Source organism: Massilibacteroides sp., from assembly GCF_028705895.1.
In the GTDB taxonomy this organism is placed as follows: Bacteria; Bacteroidota; Bacteroidia; order Bacteroidales; family Tannerellaceae; genus Massilibacteroides.
Genome location: NZ_JAQWCQ010000001.1, coordinates 39300 through 55929, shown reverse-complemented (window position 1 = coordinate 55929; position 16630 = coordinate 39300). Strand labels below are relative to the sequence as shown.

Genomic DNA, 16630 nt, shown 5'->3' with positions numbered 1-16630 from the left:
ATGTATTTTTAAAGGCTTCAGGATATGTCTTTCTTTTCTGGTTTTTAGGTGAGATTTTCCGATGAACGCAAAACAAAGACGGCGTTAAAGCTGCTTCTCGACCCTTTTGAGCAGTCTCACATCCAGGCGAAGCCCAGAGTCGTTTTTGAGAAGAAGGGGGCTTAAACGTCGAATAAGAAAGCGGCTTACATTTTTTAATTTTTCAGGCTATTTTTCTTACAATCGCATTTTTTGATTTCCTTGTTTAGAACGACATGGAGAACAGACTTTCTACTTGTGTTGAGCCGTAATCCAGCGGAGCTGTTATGCGAACACCGAGACCAACGGGGAAGTTTAGTCTGAAGAGGTTGCAATCCAGGATGAAGTCGGCTCCGACCGCATTGTAGGTATTCCATTTTTTTTGGTCTTTGTTGATCTGGTTTGCAGTGAAGTCATAAAACAGGTTACTTCTGAAACGTTTGAGGTAGGCCAGATTGCCGATACTGAAGTCGGGGCAAAAGATACTGAAGGCATAGTCGGCTTTCGCGGAAAACATTTGCCGTGTCTGGTATATGTAATCGTATCCGCGCGGTTCTTCCAACAGGCGTTTTGGAAAAAACAGGGCTTTTCCGTCCATATCCTGATATTGATATCCGAAGCGAAGCATCAGACCATCGTTTATTCTCACGCCCGGCAAATAAGCCGTTAGTCTTGCGGCATACATGTGACCGTAGTTTTCCGTATTGAACGGACTGAATAAATGCTGTAAACGTATCTGATATCCTAAGCGGGGATAGATATCGCGGGATGCCATCGCCCGGTAATTATAGTAACGCAGTTCGGACAGCAGATACTGGAAGTTGCCATATCTTCCGCTCTTGTATTGCTGGTATTTATCGTTTGTGTAAAAATAAGTAACGGATGGCTGAAAACCCCGGATCATATAATTGCGGGTCAGGTTAAAAGGAATATAGACGCGTGCTTCTGCTTCTATGCGTTGTCTATCCGCACGTTCATAAACGCCATACACTTTTCCTTCTTCATCTTTCTTCCAGGAGAGATCAAAGGTCTTTCCTCCATAATCGACCGTCATATCGATCACCGGTAGCCACCCCATATAGGTTAATCCGACTTTCCCATGATGTTCACTCTCATCATAATACCAACCGGCCTGCATTATCATCGTATTAAGCGCGTTTTGAGATATGATCATCGCACCCGGTTTTACGACCGACGTGAAGTCGTCACCCGACATGTTTACCACATCCATCACATCATAATAAAACGGAGCCCAACTATGGACGCCAAACAAGTTCAGCACTTTCCTGTATGGTTTCGGATCAAACGGAATATCTTTTAATTCTACCGTATCCAGATTAAAGTTTTCCTGAGAAGCAATTGTTTCAGCCAATTCGAAACGATACGGATTATCCAGATCAGTCGGAATTTTGTTTAGCTTTTCGATCTCCACAGAAGCGACGCGATAGCCTTTGGGTTCGTAATCGGCAAATAAAAGTGTTTTCCCATCTTCGGATAATGACGGATTAAAGGCGCCGAACCGGACATTGGTAATTTGTTCTAATTTTCCGGAAGCTATCTCCATACAATAGATATTATTTGTTCCGTCTGCCCCTGATTCAAAGTAGAGATCCCCCTCTTTCCAACATAACGATGAAATATTTACGGAAACGGGACCTAACAATTCTTTCCAACGCGATGCGGCACAATCCAGTTCAAGCAAACTTGTCCCTTGGTCGCCCACCACTAACACAGCCAAACGATTATCTCCCGTAAACACCATATCCTTTACAAAAGCGTTTTCAGGCACATCAAATTCAGCAGTAATCTTTCCGGACGCTAACGTCATAATCAAGACCTCATTGTGTCCGTCGGTATTCGGACGGGAAACAGCCATCTTCTTCCCCGCAGGATCAAGCGCGGGAGCCAGCAAACGGTCGTCTTCTGTTAATACGTTCGTCTTACCGGTTTGCATATCAAAACATTTCAACACGGAATAATTCCGGTGCGTCCAACGGAGACCGTAAACATATTCTGTCCAGTACACTTTATTTTGTGAATAGATCAACCGGCCGTTGATCGAACCTAAATAAGTAAGCCTCCTTTCATTTCCATCCCTGATCTGTACTAAAGCGTTTATATCCTGCAAACCGCTTTTCAAAGCAAGAATCGTTTCCTTGTCAATCGCAACTGGATATCGGTACGAAGTGTATAGCTTCGGTTCCGGTGATAAGACCTGTCGCATCTCTTCAAATCCGGAACGATAGTAAAGACTATCCTGACGCGTCCATTCTTTATTCAGGAAGGTGTATGTATCTTTAAACAAACGACTTGTATTGCTTCCCGTATAATGCTTTAAAGCGTTCGAAAAAGGAGGAACAGAAAAAAAGCGACGAGGGAAGCGATAAGTAACTTTATCCCAGACATCCTCACCGTAAGCATAACGCGCATAAGAGGTCATATGATACCCCAATCCATAAAAAGAAGACGTATAATCTTTATAAGACCCCATATACCATTTATCAAAAGAGAAAAAGCGCCCCCCAATCATCTGCGCTCTAAAGGGCATATGAAACTCCGGAAGTCGTCCACGTCCGCTCTTGGACATAGCCGTTTCCGTAGCAACGGCATCTCCTTCAAAAAACCAGGAAGGCACAGCAAAAGAAGAAATTCCCGACACTTGTTCGCCGAACAGATAATAAAAGGGTCTGAAAACACCTTGCATTAATTTATCCGTTTGCAAGACATGACGCGATTCATGTATAACCAATTGTCTATCCCATCTTTGTCCATATAAAGTAGGTGAAGGTGTGGATAGCATCTCCATTCTTCTTGGCGCATAGGCGACCATCCCGTTAGACAGCATATTCCCCGGATGAAGAATAACAGGAAAATGACGTTTTATAGCATGTCCTATTGTTTTCGTTTCGTACGGATATACCGTTTCAAGAAAACGAGCATAATTGTAAGCTATGGAATCATTGCCGTCCGGATAGATTAATTTATAATGATTGGTTCTGACTTGTTTCCATTTTAAAGAAGCCGGATCAGTACCATAATTTACAAATTGAGCGACCATTTTAAAAGGGACAAACAATAGAAATAAACAAAAACAATATCGGGCGACAAAAGACTGTTTCATCCTAAGTATTTTTTACATAATCATTTGACATTCGATGCAAATATAATGTAAAGCGGATTTAGAGACGATCAGAACTCACTTTAAATTACAAATTTAGAGATGATTTCTTTTGTTTTTTGAATAAAACCCCTACCTTTGCAAGCCGAATATTATCTAAGTTTAGCCTAAGAGTTTAGTTTTTAGCACATTGTACTTTATGTGTCCTTAGATACAATGGGCTGAATTTGTTTTTTAGTTATTAATTAAATTATTTTTTAGCAGTGGATACTTTAAGTTATAAGACCATTTCTGCAAACAAGGCAACTGTAAACAAAGAATGGGTGATTGTCGATGCGACAGGTCAGTCCTTAGGACGTATCGGCTCAAAAGTAGCAAAACTTTTGCGCGGTAAATACAAACCTAATTTCACTCCTCATGTTGATTGTGGTGATAATGTGATTATTATCAATGCAGACAAAGTCGTTCTTACAGGAAACAAATGGAACGATCGTATTTATTTGAGATATACCGGATATCCGGGTGGACAACGCAAAGAGACTCCTGCCTCTTTAGTAAAGAAAGGAGAAGATCGCTTGTTCTTGAAAGTAGTGAAAGGTATGTTGCCGAAGAATCGTCTGGGAGCAAAATTGCTTAAGAACCTTCATGTATATGCAGGAAACGAACATCCTCATGAGGCTCAGCAACCTAAGTTAATCGATATAAATTCACTTAAATAAAAACAATGGAAGTAGTAAATGCAATAGGAAGACGTAAAGCCGCAGTGGCACGCGTATTCGTAAGCGAAGGTACGGGAAAGATAACCATCAACAAACGTGATCTTGCAAATTACTTTCCTTCTACCATTCTTCAGTTTATCGTAAAGCAACCTTTATCAAAACTGGAAGCAACTGAGAAATATGATATCAAAATCAATCTTGGTGGTGGTGGTTTCAAAGGTCAGTCTGAAGCAGCTCGTTTGGCAATTGCCCGCGCGTTGGTTAAAATCAATCCTGAAGACAAACCAGCTCTTAGAGCAGAAGGCTTCGTAACACGTGATCCTCGCGTTGTAGAACGTAAGAAACCTGGACAACCAAAAGCTCGTAAGAGATTCCAGTTCAGTAAACGTTAATGCAAGTTTTTACTTGTATCATAAAGAAAGCGTTTAGTATCTAAATTAATGGGATTTCTTTTGCATGTGTTCATGTCGGGGAACTACCCAATGATTGAATGTTAAACACAGAAAGTAAACGAATTAAAAAGAAAAAAATGTCAAGAGTTAATTTTGATCAATTATTAGAAGCTGGTGTTCACTTCGGACACTTAAAAAGAAAGTGGAATCCGGCAATGGCTCCTTATATTTTCATGGAGCGTAATGGTATTCATATCATTGACCTACATAAAACAGTTGCTAAAGTTGACGAAACAGCTGAAATCCTGAAACAATTTGCAAAATCAGGAAAGAAAGTACTTTTCGTTGCAACTAAAAAACAAGCTAAACAAATCATCGCTGACAAAGCGGGTGCGATTGGTATGCCTTACGTTATCGAACGCTGGCCGGGTGGAATGTTGACAAACTTCCCTACTATCCGTAAAGCAATCAAGAAGATGACAACCATCGACAAGATGACAAAAGACGGCACATTCAATAATCTTTCTAAAAGAGAAAAACTTCAGATTACTCGTCAACGTGCGAAATTGGAAAAAACATTAGGCTCTATCATAGATCTTACTCGTCTGCCTTCAGCATTATTCGTTGTTGACGTGATGAAAGAACATATTGCAGTACGTGAAGCAAATCGTTTGGGCATTCCGGTTTTTGGAATGGTTGATACGAATTCAAACCCAAATAACATTGACTATGTAATTCCTGCAAATGATGATGCATCTAAATCAGTAGAAATCATTCTTACTGCTATTACTGAAGCAATGAACGAAGGTTTGCAAGAACGCAAAGCTGAAAAAATTGACACTGAAGCTGCTGAAGAAGCTCCAAAAAGAGAACGTAAAGCGAAAGCAACAGTAAAGAAAGAGCGTACTAAGAAAGAAGATGATGAAGCGTTGAACGCACAGGTAATCGGTAAAGTAGCTAAAGAGATCGAAGAATAAATATATTCTTACAATGAATACGGTGTGTCAGCGTTGCAATTAATGATTATTCGTTAAACAGCAAGTTGACACATCTTTTTTATCCGGTAAAAAAGTTCTATTTAAACAAATCATTAAAAAAAATATATTATGGCAGTTACAATGGCTGATATCTCCCATCTACGTAAAATGAGTGGAGCGGGTATGATGGATTGCAAGAAAGCTTTGGAAGAAGCAAATGGCGATTTTGACAAGGCAATGGAAATTATTCGTAAAAAAGGACAGGCAGTTGCAGCAAAACGTTCAGATCGTGAAGCAGCTGAAGGTTGTGTTTTAGCTAAAGAAAGCGGAGACTTTGCCGCTATCGTAGCATTAAAATGCGAAACAGATTTTGTTGCTAAAAACGATCAGTTTGTTGCATTAACACAAGACATTCTGGATGTTGCAGTTGCTAAGAAACCGGCTTCATTGGAAGAACTCCTTGCTGCTCCTTTGGCTGATGGACGCTCAATTCAAGAACATATAACTGATCGTATTGGCGTTACCGGTGAAAAAATGGAACTTGGGTTTTATGAATTCACATCAGGGGTTTCGACAGTATCTTATATCCACCCGGGAAATAAACTGGCAACTATTGTAGCATTCAACCAAGCTGTTGAACATCAAGTAGCGCGCGACATAGCTATGCAGGTTGCCGCAATGAATCCGGTTGCTGTACGCGCCGAAGAAGTTTGTCAAAAAACGATCGATCAGGAATTGGAAATCGCTCGCGACAAAGCTCGCGAAGCTGGCAAACCAGAAAACTTGTTAGACAGAATTGCACAAGGTGCACTTCAGAAGTACTTCAAAGAAAATACTCTACTTCAACAAGAGTTCGTAAAAGATTCGAAATTAACAATCGAACAGTATTTACAAAAACAGAACAAAGATCTTACTGTAGTTGCATTTAAACGTGTTTCACTGAATGTTGACTAATTAAGAAGGATTCTTACTATATAAAGAGACAGCCTGAAAGCGTATATGCTTTCAGGCTGTCTCTTTTATTGGACATCTAAGAATTTTACGACACAAAAAACCTGCGCCAATTTCACAATCAACGCAGGCTACAGGTTTAATCTGGTTTATAAACCGATAAATTAAATTTACATTCTCGAAAAACGCTTTTTCATAGCAGGTTTAATCCTCATTTCTTTAAACTAACAAATCGTTTTAACTAATTACTAATACAAAGATAGACTGTTCTTCAAAGCCTTTCATTACGAAAAAGCAGAATTAAGGTCTGAATATTTGCACTCCCTCGATAAAATAGTAAAAGGATTTTGTCTTTCATTAATTATCTTTTTCTATAAAAAAGAGAGAAAAGTTGATTTGTTTCACGTTTAATTTATAAATATTTAGCTTCAAATGATGTAAAACGAAAATAATTAGCTTAATTTGTGTCAAATAATTTAGGAGAAATATCTTCTCCTCATTAAACGTGAATGAATATGAAAGACACTCTTGAGACTAATCTGCCAATTGATGACAACAAATTGGAAGAAACGACAACACCAGAAGTAACACCAGAAAATGCAGTTGAGGAAACAATTAAATCAAACACTGAAGCTGAGGAGCCTAACGCAGAAGACCAATCGTCTCATGCTGTAACAGGAAAGTTGTCAAAAGATGAGATTATTTCAAAACTTAGTGAGTTAGTGGAGCATGTTGAGGATGCTGCACGCAACGAGATAGACTCACTGAAACAGGCTTTCTATAAAATCAAGAGAAGTGAAGTAGAGAACCTGAAAAACACGTTTATAGAGGAAGGTGGAGATGAAAAAGATTTTGTTGCTCCTGAAGATGAAACTGAAACCAAGATTAAAGAGCTATTAGCGACTTATAAGGAGAAGAGAGCAACGTTAGTCGCAGAAGAAGAACGCATGAAAGCGGCTAATCATGCACTCAAACTTCAATTAATAGATCAGTTGAAAGCACTGACCGAAAGTCAGGATGATTTCAATAAACTATATAACGAATTCAAAGACATCCAACAACGCTGGAAGGAAGTTAAAGCTGTACCTCAGGAAGTGGCAAATGATCTTTGGCGCAATTACCAGACATACAGTGAGAAGTTTTATGACATCATTAAGATAAACAATCAGTTCCGGGATTATGATTTCAAGAAAAATCTGGAGTTGAAAACGGCATTATGCGAAGCTGTTGAGAAATTGGAAGAGGAACCCGATGTTGTTTCAGCATTTCATCAATTACAAAAACTACATCAACAGTGGCGTGAAATAGGACCTGTTGCAAGAGAATTCAGAGAAGAAATATGGGGACGATTCAAAGCTGCGTCCACAATAATAAACAAACGCCATCAACAACATTTTGAGGAACTGAAAGGTAAAGAGCAAGACAACCTTGAGGCTAAGACGGCTATCTGTGAAGAAATAGAAGCGATCGATTATGCTAAACTTCTCACCTTTAAAGATTGGGAAGAAAAAAACAAAGAAATTATTGCTCTACAGGAAAAGTGGAAAACAATTGGTTTTGCACCAAAAAAACACAACGTAAAGATTTTCGAACGTTTCCGTGCGGCATGTGATACCTACTTTAAGAATAAAAGTGAATTCTATAAAGGGATCAAGGAGGAAATGGAGAAGAATATGGAACTGAAGAAAGAATTATGTGAAAAGGTTGAAGCATTAAAGGATAGCCAGGATTGGAAAGCAACAACTGATCTTATGATTGCACTTCAGAAAGAATGGAAAACGATCGGGCCGGTAGCAAGAAAACATTCCGACACGATATGGAAACGTTTTATTACCGCCTGCGATTATTTCTTCGAACAAAAAAACAAGAATGTTTCTTCACAAAGAAGTATAGAACAGGTTAACTTAGTTGCAAAGAAAGAAGTTATTGAAAAGATTGGCTCGATAGACGAATCGTTGTCTCACGATGAAGCTCTGGCTAAACTTAAAGAATACATGGGTGAATGGAGTGCTATTGGCTTTGTTCCTTTCAGAGATAAAGACAAAATATATAAAGAATACCATGAGGCCGTTGACAAACAGTTTGAGCGACTAAATGTAGATAGAAACGACCGTAGAATGCAGACGTTTAAAGAAAACATTTCCGACATAGCCGGTGGTGAACGAGGCAGAGGTCGTCTATACAATGAACGGGAAAAACTGATGCGAACTTATGACAGGATGAAGAATGAGCTTCAAACCTATGAAAACAACATGGGATTCCTTAGCGTTTCTTCAAAAGGTGGCAGCGGTCTTTTAAAAGATATGGAACGCAAGATTGAAAAGCTAAAAGAAGAAATGGAACTCATCGTTAAGAAGATTGATACAATAGACGAGAATCTCGAATAAAACTTATCTAAAATAATTTGATAAAGCCGCCTGATAACAGACGGCTTTATTTTTATCGATATTATCACAATGCCAGCCTTTCACTTATTTAATCCGGGACACGAAACAGCGGTATTACTTGGAACGCTCAATTATACGGCTCCGACAAATGTTGCTCAGATGACACATGATTTGGCGTACCTTCCTCTATGGTATGCTGATCCGACTGACTTAGTTTACGTTGGTAAAGAAATAAACATTGAGTTTATGAAATCTTTGCCTGGAGACACTCCGTTTGCAACTCCTTATTCTTCTACGGCAACGTACCCGGACAGCTACAAGGCCGTTCCTTGGGGGATATCTCCCCATATCATACATTTTCTACACAAATTAAAGGCAGAAGACAATTTAACAATAGCTATTCCCGAATGGAAACCGCAATTAAAAAATCTGACCGGCAGACAAGGTACAATCCAATGCCATCTGATGCTTTCCAAACAATTACATGCTTGTGGGCTACCTCAACCTCCGGTTGTTCATTCTTCAATTGAATCCATAGAGGAATACATAAAAAATAATCCTCTCCCAATCGTCGTTAAAACGCCATTCTCGTCATCGGGGAGAGGGATTCTATGGCTGAGAAAGGAAGTGCTTACGAACGCAGAAAGAAACTGGATAAAAGGAGCCCTCCATAGACAAGGTTTTATCTGTTTAGAGAAAGGGTTAGACAAAACACTCGATTTTGCTATGGAGTTCTATTCTGATGGTAGAGGAACGGTTCGTTACGAAGGTCTCTCTGTTTTTAGAACTGAGGATAAAGGGGCTTATTGTGGTAATTTATTGGCATCACAGGAGATTTTACACCAGGAGTTGGGAAAACACATAGACAAAGCACTACTTGAACAAACTAAAGAAGCTGTCATAAACTCCCTCCAAGCGGTCTATAGTAAGACCTACGAAGGTTATTTAGGAGTAGATATGATGTTATACCAGAAAAACGGACAAACGGCTATACACCCTTGCGTAGAAGTCAATATGCGTTTTACCATGGGATTGGTTGCATTAAAACTTTTTGATCGTTATATAAGTCCAAGTGCTACAGGAAGTTTTCACATAACGTTTGAGAAAACTCCTGGAGCGGCATTGGAAACACACCATAAAACGCAGGCAGAGCACCCGTTACAGATCTCTGACGGTAGAATAGAGAAAGGATATCTCTCTCTTTGTCCGGTTACTCATCAAACATTTTATCGCGCTTATTTAAATATTGGAAACAGTAACGAGTAAAGATCAAAGAGTTACTCCTGACTTAAATATGGCTAATTCCTTAAAACCTGTCTTTTCATGATTAAGATGTTTACCATTTGAAACAGCGATTATATAATCAATCAAACGACTCAATACCGTATCCATATCGTCTCCTTCAAGAAGGGTTCCGGCATTAAAATCGATCCAATTCTTCTTAAATTCAAACAGTTTCGTGTTGGTCGATATCTTCATCGTAGGAACAAAACTGCCAAATGGAGTTCCTCTTCCTGTTGTAAAGAGTACTAACTGACAACCGGACAATGCCAAAGCAGATGCCGCCACTAAATCATTACCCGGAGCATTCAACAGATTAAGTCCACATTTTACGACCGATTCTGCATAATCAAGCACGTCAACAACTTCGGAATTACCTCCTTTTTGAGTACAGCCAAGTGATTTGTCTTCAAGCGTACTGATTCCACCGGCTTTATTCCCCGGAGAAGGATTTTCATAAATAGGCTGATCGTATTGCCTGAAATAGTTCTTAAAATTATTTATCAGTAAAACCGTTTTATTAAATACCGCCTCGCTCTTGGCACGATTCATCAAAATTGTTTCGGCTCCGAACATTTCGGGAACTTCAGTCAGGATCGTTGTCCCTCCTTGTGCAATCAACCAATCGGAGAATTGTCCTACCAGCGGATTTGCCGTGATACCGGAGAAACCATCACTACCCCCACATTTCAACCCGACTTTTAGTTTTGACAAAGGCAATTCCTCGCGTTTATCTTGCCTCATTCGCTCAACTAACTCCTTCATCAACTCAAAACCGACTTCAATCTCGTCTTCAACCTGTTGGGCAATAAGAAATCGGACCCGTTCTTCATCCCATTCTCCCATAGCCTCTTTGAATGCAGACTGTTGATTATTTTCGCAGCCCAAACTAAAGACAAGTACTCCTCCTGCATTCGGATGTTTTGCCAAAGCGGCCAATGCTTTTTGGGTATTCTCATGGTCACTTCCTAACTGAGAACAACCGTAGTTATGAGTATATACGCGAATATCATCAATGTGACTAACGTCAAGTTCTTTTTTAACGCGATCAATAATAGCTTGTGCCTGTCCATTTACGCACCCGACAGTAGGCACAATCCATAATTCATTCCGGATACCCATTTCTCCATTATAACGTAGATACCCCTGTATTGTTTGCTCAACTTTTCTATAGGCAGGAGTGATTTTTATCGGACTATACGTATATTTCAAATCATCCTTCAGGTTTGTTTTCAGATTATGCGTATGCACATGGCAACCGGCAGCAATATCCTGAAGTGCATGTCCGATAGGATAACCATATTTGATAATATCCTCTCCTTGTTTGATCGACTGAATCGCGAACTTATGTCCGGTTTCTATCCGTTCTTTTAGAATAATTACCTCATCACCGAGCTTTAACTGTAAGCCTTCAGGGAGAGATTCTAAAGCCACACAAACATTGTCTGACGGATTAATTCTTATGTATTTATTCATCGTCATTTCACCTGCCATATTTTTCTAATGCTTTTTCGATTCCTAAAGATAATATATCAGTTACGGAAGAAGTAACAAACGGAATAAAACCCTCAGCCTGAGACAACTCATTTTCCCACATTTCGGGGTGTCCGACAATTCCCGAAACCCAAGTCTCTATATCCGACCGATTAAAAGAAGAACGGATAAATTCAACAAATTCTGGTGTATCATTTGGTGTAAAATCCGAAGCTTCCGCACCACTATAAAGCACTAATAATGCAGCGAAAGAGAAGGCCGTTCTTTGTGCCAGAGTCCTGTCTCCGGCATACGTGTCTTTCAATACAGGAAAATTACGTGTTTCCCATTTGGACAAAGAATTAAGGGATATATCTTTCAGATAATGTCTTATGTAGGGATTATAAAATCGCTCCAAAATACTGGATGCAAAATCATCCAATGCTTGTCTGTCTCCATCAAGTGTGGGAAGGACTTCTTCCGAAACCATCTTTCGAATATAGGTCTCTATTAACGGATGCGTAAAAGCATCTTTTACGGTTTCCAGTCCCATCAATAAAGCCACAGGCACCATAGCCGTATGAGCGCCATTCAGTATGCGGACTTTCTTTTTTCTGAATTCTGTTATATCCTCTAAGAACAACACGTTTAATCCTGCTTTGTCTAACGGTAATTTCTCTTTAATGGCAGGATTTCCTCCGATAGCCCACACGTGGAAATATTCTCCTACGACCACCAGATTATCGTCATAACCTAATTCACGCTTAATTTCATTGATCGTGTTTTTGGGGAAGCCCGTTACAATACGATCGACTAACGTATCATAAAAGAAACAGGACTCATTAACCCACTCAATGAAAGCAGACAAATTATTCTGTTTTGCATGTTTAATGATATACTGTTTCAACGTAGAACCGTTATTCTCAATCAACTCACAACATACGATATGCAATCCTTTATCTGTTGCTCCTTTGTATTTCTGAAAACGTTGATAAAGCAAGGCCGTCATCTTAGTCGGAAAAGATTGAGGAGGGCAAGCGTTAATATCATCTCCTTCTTCATACCTTATCCCCGCTTCTGTCGTATTGGATATAATAATCTCCAGTTCTTCACTCAGAAACAACGCCTCGTAGGCACTATAGTCTTCGTAGGGATTTATTACATCCTGGATACAATCCACAAGAGTCACCTCTTTTATCGGCTGTTTGTTTTTTATTCCTTCAAGGTACACATGATATAAGCTATCTTGTTGTTTGAACTGTGAAGCCATTCCTTTTGCTATAGGTTGGACTGCAACAACGCCATGATTCATGACACCACAATCATTCGCTTTCTGGATCATCCAGTCAACAAAGGCACGCAAAAAATTTCCTTCTCCGAATTGTAAAATCTTCACCGGTCTTACAATTCTCCCGACCGTTTGATTATTTAATGCTTTCATTTTTATAAACTTTTATATACCATTCAATTAGTTCAAAACATTATCTTTGTAATATAAGAAAAATCCCATTCCATGAAGAAACGACCTCTTAGAATCAAAGACATTGCAGAGATTCTCAATATTTCAGTTTCAACTGTGTCAAGGGCACTCAGGGACACATACGATGTAAATCCCGAAACCCGTAAGAGAGTGCTGGAAGTCGCCAATCAATTAAAGTACAAGCCCAATATGCATGCCTCCGCATTAGCGTCAGGTAATACGCGCAATATTGGTGTTGTTATTCCATTTATCACCAACTACTATTTCTCTACCGTTATTTCAGGAATACAGGAGACGGCCTATACAAACGGCTACAATCTGATACTCTTGGTCACAAATGACAATGCCGAGAGAGAACAAAGCATGATTGAAAATCTTGCAATCACAAGTCTTGACGGACTGTTGGTTTCTATTTCTTCCAACTCTTCTATGGTAGATCATTTTCAATCGCTTATCGATGATGGCATTTCGGTTGTCTTCTTTGATCGGGTTCCTGAAAACATTGATGCTACAAAAGTGATGCAAGACGACTTCCAGGGAGCTTTCGATGCAACTAAACATCTCATAAATAACGGATACACGAGAATTGCCCATATTGCAGGTAATAAGCATTTGAGCTTTACGCAAAATCGTCTGAGCGGTTATCTTGAAGCTTTAAAGAAGCACAATTTACCCATTCGCCAGGAATGGATCATTTATTCCGGATTCTCTCAGCAATGCGGTGAAGAAGACACACACGAACTCTTTAAATTACAAGAACAGCCTGACGCAATCTTTGCGGTTAACGACCGAAAAGCGGTGGGGGCCATCATCACATTAAAGAAAGAAGGATATCATGTAGGCAAACAAATAGGGGTAATAGGTTTTACCAACGACCCTATATCAACAATTATCGAACCTTCTCTCAGCACAATAGAAGAACCTGCATTCGAAATCGGCAAAGAGAGTTGCGAACTATTAATCAAACACATTGCCAACAAAAAGATACTCCCCCGGGAAATCATATTACCCAGCACACTCATTGTTCGAGACTCCAGCAAACGGGAAACGCTCTAAACCTCTTTTATTCAGGTGAAAAATTAGATTGAATACGGTATTTCATTCACATCAATAGTAGTTTCCAAAATTTTAAGGCGCCTCAACTTTCGTTTCCAAGCGCTTCAACTTTCATTACCAAGCGCCTCAACTTTCATTACCAGGCGCCTCAACAATGAATAATATCTATTGATCCCGATACAATGCATGATCAAAACTAAAATTTCATGAATAATCCAGGTCAACACAGTTTTTCAAAGAACGAAACGTTATTTACTATAAATAACCCGACCTTCTACGATCGTTTTTTCTATTGTTATATTGTTATCAAAAAGAATAATATCTGCATCTTTACCTTTCTGCAAAGTCCCTTTTTTATCTCCTATTCCCATAATACGGGCAGGATTTAACGTGAGCATTTTCACAGCTTCAAGCAAAGGAACATCGGCTAACTGTATCATTGAACGAATCAGACGATCAGTCGTTGCAACACTTCCGGCAAAGGATGTTCTGTCCGGCAACTTGGCAACGCCTCCTTCAATAACGACTTTCAGTCCATTACGCAAGCCTCCCAGAATACTATCCCCTTCGGGCATTCCCGCGCCTCGCATAGCATCGGTCACCAGAGCGATATGTTCCGATCCCTTAATTTTATAAATCAACTTTAGAAATGGAGCGGGTAAATGAATACCATCCGCAATCACCTCCACATCCATCTCATCAATCAGAAAAGCACTTTCAATAACTCCGGCATAACGATGCGCGTTACGGCGCGTCACGCCCGACATCCCGGAATACAGATGAGTTGCCAACGTATATCCATTTTCGAAAGCCTTAATCACATCTTCATATACAGCATCTGTATGTGCTATTGCAGGTAAGATACCGTATTCCTTCAAACATTGCGCGAACTCTATGGCTCCCGGCAATTCAGGCGCTGCACTCCAACGGGCAATCAGATGTCCGTATCGTTCCAATATTCCGGTATATTCTTCCGGTTTAGGATTACGTATATAACGTGGATCCTGTGCGCCTCGTTGTCCCATGGAAAAATAAGGTCCCTCTAAATGTAATCCAAGGAAGTGTGCTCCTTCACGATTTTGCACGAATGCCTCTTCATAAATGTGAAACGTTTCTATCAAATCCTCATTTTCGCTTGTCAACGTAGTTGGCACCAAGGCTGTCGTACCATAAGTGGCATGCGTTTTAGCAACCTGCAAAAAGGCCTCCACATTTCCATCCATAAAATCCGCGCCACCTCCGCCATGTACATGCAGATCGATGAAGCCCGGAGAAACAAATTTTCCTGCTGCATCAATCTCAACCTCAGCTGATGCTTGAACATCACCTTCTTCAACAGCAGTTATGACCCCATTTTCATCAACCAACACCGTACCATTTGAAATCAAACGATACGGTGTAATAAGTTGCCCGTTGTAAATTTTAAGACGATTCATTATTTTACAAATTCTTTAAGTGACCAGGATCTGATTTTATGTCCCTTAAATGCATAATAGACTAAATATAAATAGCATGGGAATAATACCCAGTATGCCATCCTTACATCGAGAGAATCTGCCAAAGCTCCGTAAATAAGCGGTAAAATCGCATTTCCACATAGCCCCATAATCAGCAAACCTGAACCATCTTTTGTGTATCGCCCTAAACCATCTAACGCCAAAGGCCATATACCTGCCCAGATCAGAGCATTCGGAGCTCCAAGACAGACAATAAACCAGATCGATATATCAGCCTCATGATTCAGCCAATTTACATGACCGTGAACCAACACAATGCATAATGTCAACACAAGGCCTATCATTGTACAAGCCTGCAACATCTTCGTCTGTTTGATTATCTTCGGGATCAATATAATACCCGCAAGATAACCACAAATTGCCGCAGTAAGCGTATAAGAAGGAAAAACTTTCGCTTCCAACAGATTCATTTTCATTGAGGTTGCATAACCTATTATCGTATCAATCGCAATCACCTGAGTTCCAACATGCAGAAAGATAGCCACTGCCCCCAATACTAAATGAGGAAATTGGAAAACACTGTGTTTTGACGAATTAGCTTTGCTTAGTTCTTCACTTTCATGTTCCGTATCCAGCTCGGGTAATGGTGAATAACGAATAAATACCCCAATGAAGAAAAGGACTATACCGACAATTGTATAAGGAACTACAACACGCATTATTAATTCATCCAAAGCAATTGCCCGGGTAGCTTCATCCATTAACGGAATTGCCTCAAACAAAGCACTATCTGTAGGGCGAAGTATTGCCGCAGAGAAAGCCAAAGGGGCTAATATTCCCGCTCCTTTATTACATATGCCCATAATACTGATCCGCTGTGCGGCTCTTTCTTTTGGACCGAGTATCGTTATATAAGGATTGGCGGCTGTCTGCAAAATAGCAAGACCTGTACCCAGTGTAAACAGACCCGTCAGAAATATAGAATAAGTACGCGTATAAGCTGCCGGGATAAATAAAAATGCGCCCAAGGCCATAATCCAGAAACCAAACATCATCCCTTTTTTAAATCCCACTTTTTTCAAAATCAGCGAGGAAGGAATAGACATGATGAAATAAGATATATAGAAAGAGAATGCAACTAAATAAGACTGGAAATTGGTTAGTTCGCAAGATATCTTAAAATAAGGAATCAAAATAGCATTGATCCAGGAAACAAAGCCGAAGATGAAAAACATCAGGCCAATAATACCAATCGAAATATATGTATTTCGATTGGTAAGTGATGCTACATCTATTTTTTTTATCTCATTACTCATCTTTA

Annotated in this window: 12 protein-coding genes; 7 read left to right on the top strand and 5 right to left on the bottom strand. The window is 39.7% G+C overall.

Annotated elements, in window-relative coordinates; translation table 11 throughout:
- Positions 1–244: 244 nt before the first annotated feature.
- Entirely contained in the window at positions 245–3076 is a 2832-nt protein-coding gene (locus PHT93_RS00245) for a hypothetical protein (RefSeq protein WP_300238128.1), read from the bottom strand.
- Positions 3077–3399: 323 nt separating this feature from the next.
- Here PHT93_RS00245 and rplM point away from each other — a divergent pair, with 323 nt between their 5' ends.
- From rplM to PHT93_RS00215, 6 genes are all read left to right on the top strand, one after another.
- A complete protein-coding gene (rplM, locus tag PHT93_RS00240) occupies positions 3400–3855 on the top strand; it encodes a 50S ribosomal protein L13 (protein WP_300238127.1) in 456 nt (151 codons plus the stop codon).
- A 5-nt stretch (positions 3856–3860) separates the two neighbouring features.
- Positions 3861–4247: a 30S ribosomal protein S9 gene (rpsI, locus tag PHT93_RS00235; RefSeq protein ID WP_300238126.1), complete on the top strand. Its 387-nt coding sequence runs from the start codon at positions 3861–3863 to the stop codon at positions 4245–4247.
- Positions 4248–4384: 137 nt separating this feature from the next.
- The gene (gene rpsB / locus PHT93_RS00230; RefSeq protein WP_300238125.1) at positions 4385–5224 is read left to right on the top strand and encodes a 30S ribosomal protein S2; all 840 of its coding nucleotides are present in this window, start codon (positions 4385–4387) and stop codon (positions 5222–5224) included.
- Positions 5225–5353: 129 nt separating this feature from the next.
- Positions 5354–6178: a translation elongation factor Ts gene (tsf, locus tag PHT93_RS00225; protein WP_300238124.1), complete on the top strand. Its 825-nt coding sequence runs from the start codon at positions 5354–5356 to the stop codon at positions 6176–6178.
- Positions 6179–6690: 512 nt separating this feature from the next.
- Complete coding sequence (locus tag PHT93_RS00220) at positions 6691–8562, top strand: DUF349 domain-containing protein (RefSeq protein WP_300238123.1); 1872 nt, start codon at positions 6691–6693, stop codon at positions 8560–8562.
- A gap of 69 nt (positions 8563–8631) precedes the next feature.
- Positions 8632–9828 carry a hypothetical protein gene (locus PHT93_RS00215; protein WP_300238122.1) on the top strand — a complete coding sequence of 399 codons (1197 nt, stop codon included), beginning with the start codon at positions 8632–8634 and terminating at the stop codon, positions 9826–9828.
- Positions 9829–9831: 3 nt separating this feature from the next.
- Here PHT93_RS00215 and PHT93_RS00210 read toward each other — a convergent pair whose 3' ends face one another.
- Positions 9832–11319 (bottom strand): altronate dehydratase family protein, encoded by a 1488-nt coding sequence (locus PHT93_RS00210; protein WP_300238239.1) that lies wholly within the window; start codon positions 11317–11319, stop codon positions 9832–9834.
- A 7-nt stretch (positions 11320–11326) separates the two neighbouring features.
- Positions 11327–12757, bottom strand: a complete 1431-nt coding sequence (locus tag PHT93_RS00205; protein ID WP_300238121.1) for a tagaturonate reductase — start codon at positions 12755–12757, stop codon at positions 11327–11329.
- A 72-nt stretch (positions 12758–12829) separates the two neighbouring features.
- Here PHT93_RS00205 and PHT93_RS00200 point away from each other — a divergent pair, with 72 nt between their 5' ends.
- On the top strand, positions 12830–13852 hold the full coding sequence (locus PHT93_RS00200) for a LacI family DNA-binding transcriptional regulator (RefSeq protein ID WP_300238120.1): 1023 nt from the start codon (positions 12830–12832) through the stop codon (positions 13850–13852).
- A gap of 248 nt (positions 13853–14100) precedes the next feature.
- Here the strand turns inward: PHT93_RS00200 and nagA are convergent, their stop codons facing one another.
- Positions 14101–15288: an N-acetylglucosamine-6-phosphate deacetylase gene (gene nagA, locus PHT93_RS00195; protein WP_300238119.1), complete on the bottom strand. Its 1188-nt coding sequence runs from the start codon at positions 15286–15288 to the stop codon at positions 14101–14103.
- Positions 15288–16625: a sugar MFS transporter gene (locus PHT93_RS00190; protein WP_300238118.1), complete on the bottom strand. Its 1338-nt coding sequence runs from the start codon at positions 16623–16625 to the stop codon at positions 15288–15290. Before PHT93_RS00190 ends, nagA begins: the two co-directional genes overlap by 1 nt.
- Positions 16626–16630: the final 5 nt, after the last annotated feature.

What these genes read in the sequence shown, in the direction of transcription:
- PHT93_RS00245 (WP_300238128.1), bottom strand. Translation starts at nt 3,076, where the DNA reads ATGGTCGCTCAATTTGTAAATTATGGTACTGATCCGGCTTCTTTAAAA.
- PHT93_RS00200 (WP_300238120.1), top strand. Translation starts at nt 12,830, where the DNA reads ATGAAGAAACGACCTCTTAGAATCAAAGACATTGCAGAGATTCTCAAT.
- nagA (WP_300238119.1), bottom strand. Translation starts at nt 15,288, where the DNA reads ATGAATCGTCTTAAAATTTACAACGGGCAACTTATTACACCGTATCGT.
- tsf (WP_300238124.1), top strand. Translation starts at nt 5,354, where the DNA reads ATGGCAGTTACAATGGCTGATATCTCCCATCTACGTAAAATGAGTGGA.
- PHT93_RS00210 (WP_300238239.1), bottom strand. Translation starts at nt 11,319, where the DNA reads ATGAATAAATACATAAGAATTAATCCGTCAGACAATGTTTGTGTGGCT.
- PHT93_RS00220 (WP_300238123.1), top strand. Translation starts at nt 6,691, where the DNA reads ATGAAAGACACTCTTGAGACTAATCTGCCAATTGATGACAACAAATTG.
- PHT93_RS00215 (WP_300238122.1), top strand. Translation starts at nt 8,632, where the DNA reads ATGCCAGCCTTTCACTTATTTAATCCGGGACACGAAACAGCGGTATTA.
- rpsB (WP_300238125.1), top strand. Translation starts at nt 4,385, where the DNA reads ATGTCAAGAGTTAATTTTGATCAATTATTAGAAGCTGGTGTTCACTTC.
- PHT93_RS00190 (WP_300238118.1), bottom strand. Translation starts at nt 16,625, where the DNA reads ATGAGTAATGAGATAAAAAAAATAGATGTAGCATCACTTACCAATCGA.
- PHT93_RS00205 (WP_300238121.1), bottom strand. Translation starts at nt 12,757, where the DNA reads ATGAAAGCATTAAATAATCAAACGGTCGGGAGAATTGTAAGACCGGTG.
- rpsI (WP_300238126.1), top strand. Translation starts at nt 3,861, where the DNA reads ATGGAAGTAGTAAATGCAATAGGAAGACGTAAAGCCGCAGTGGCACGC.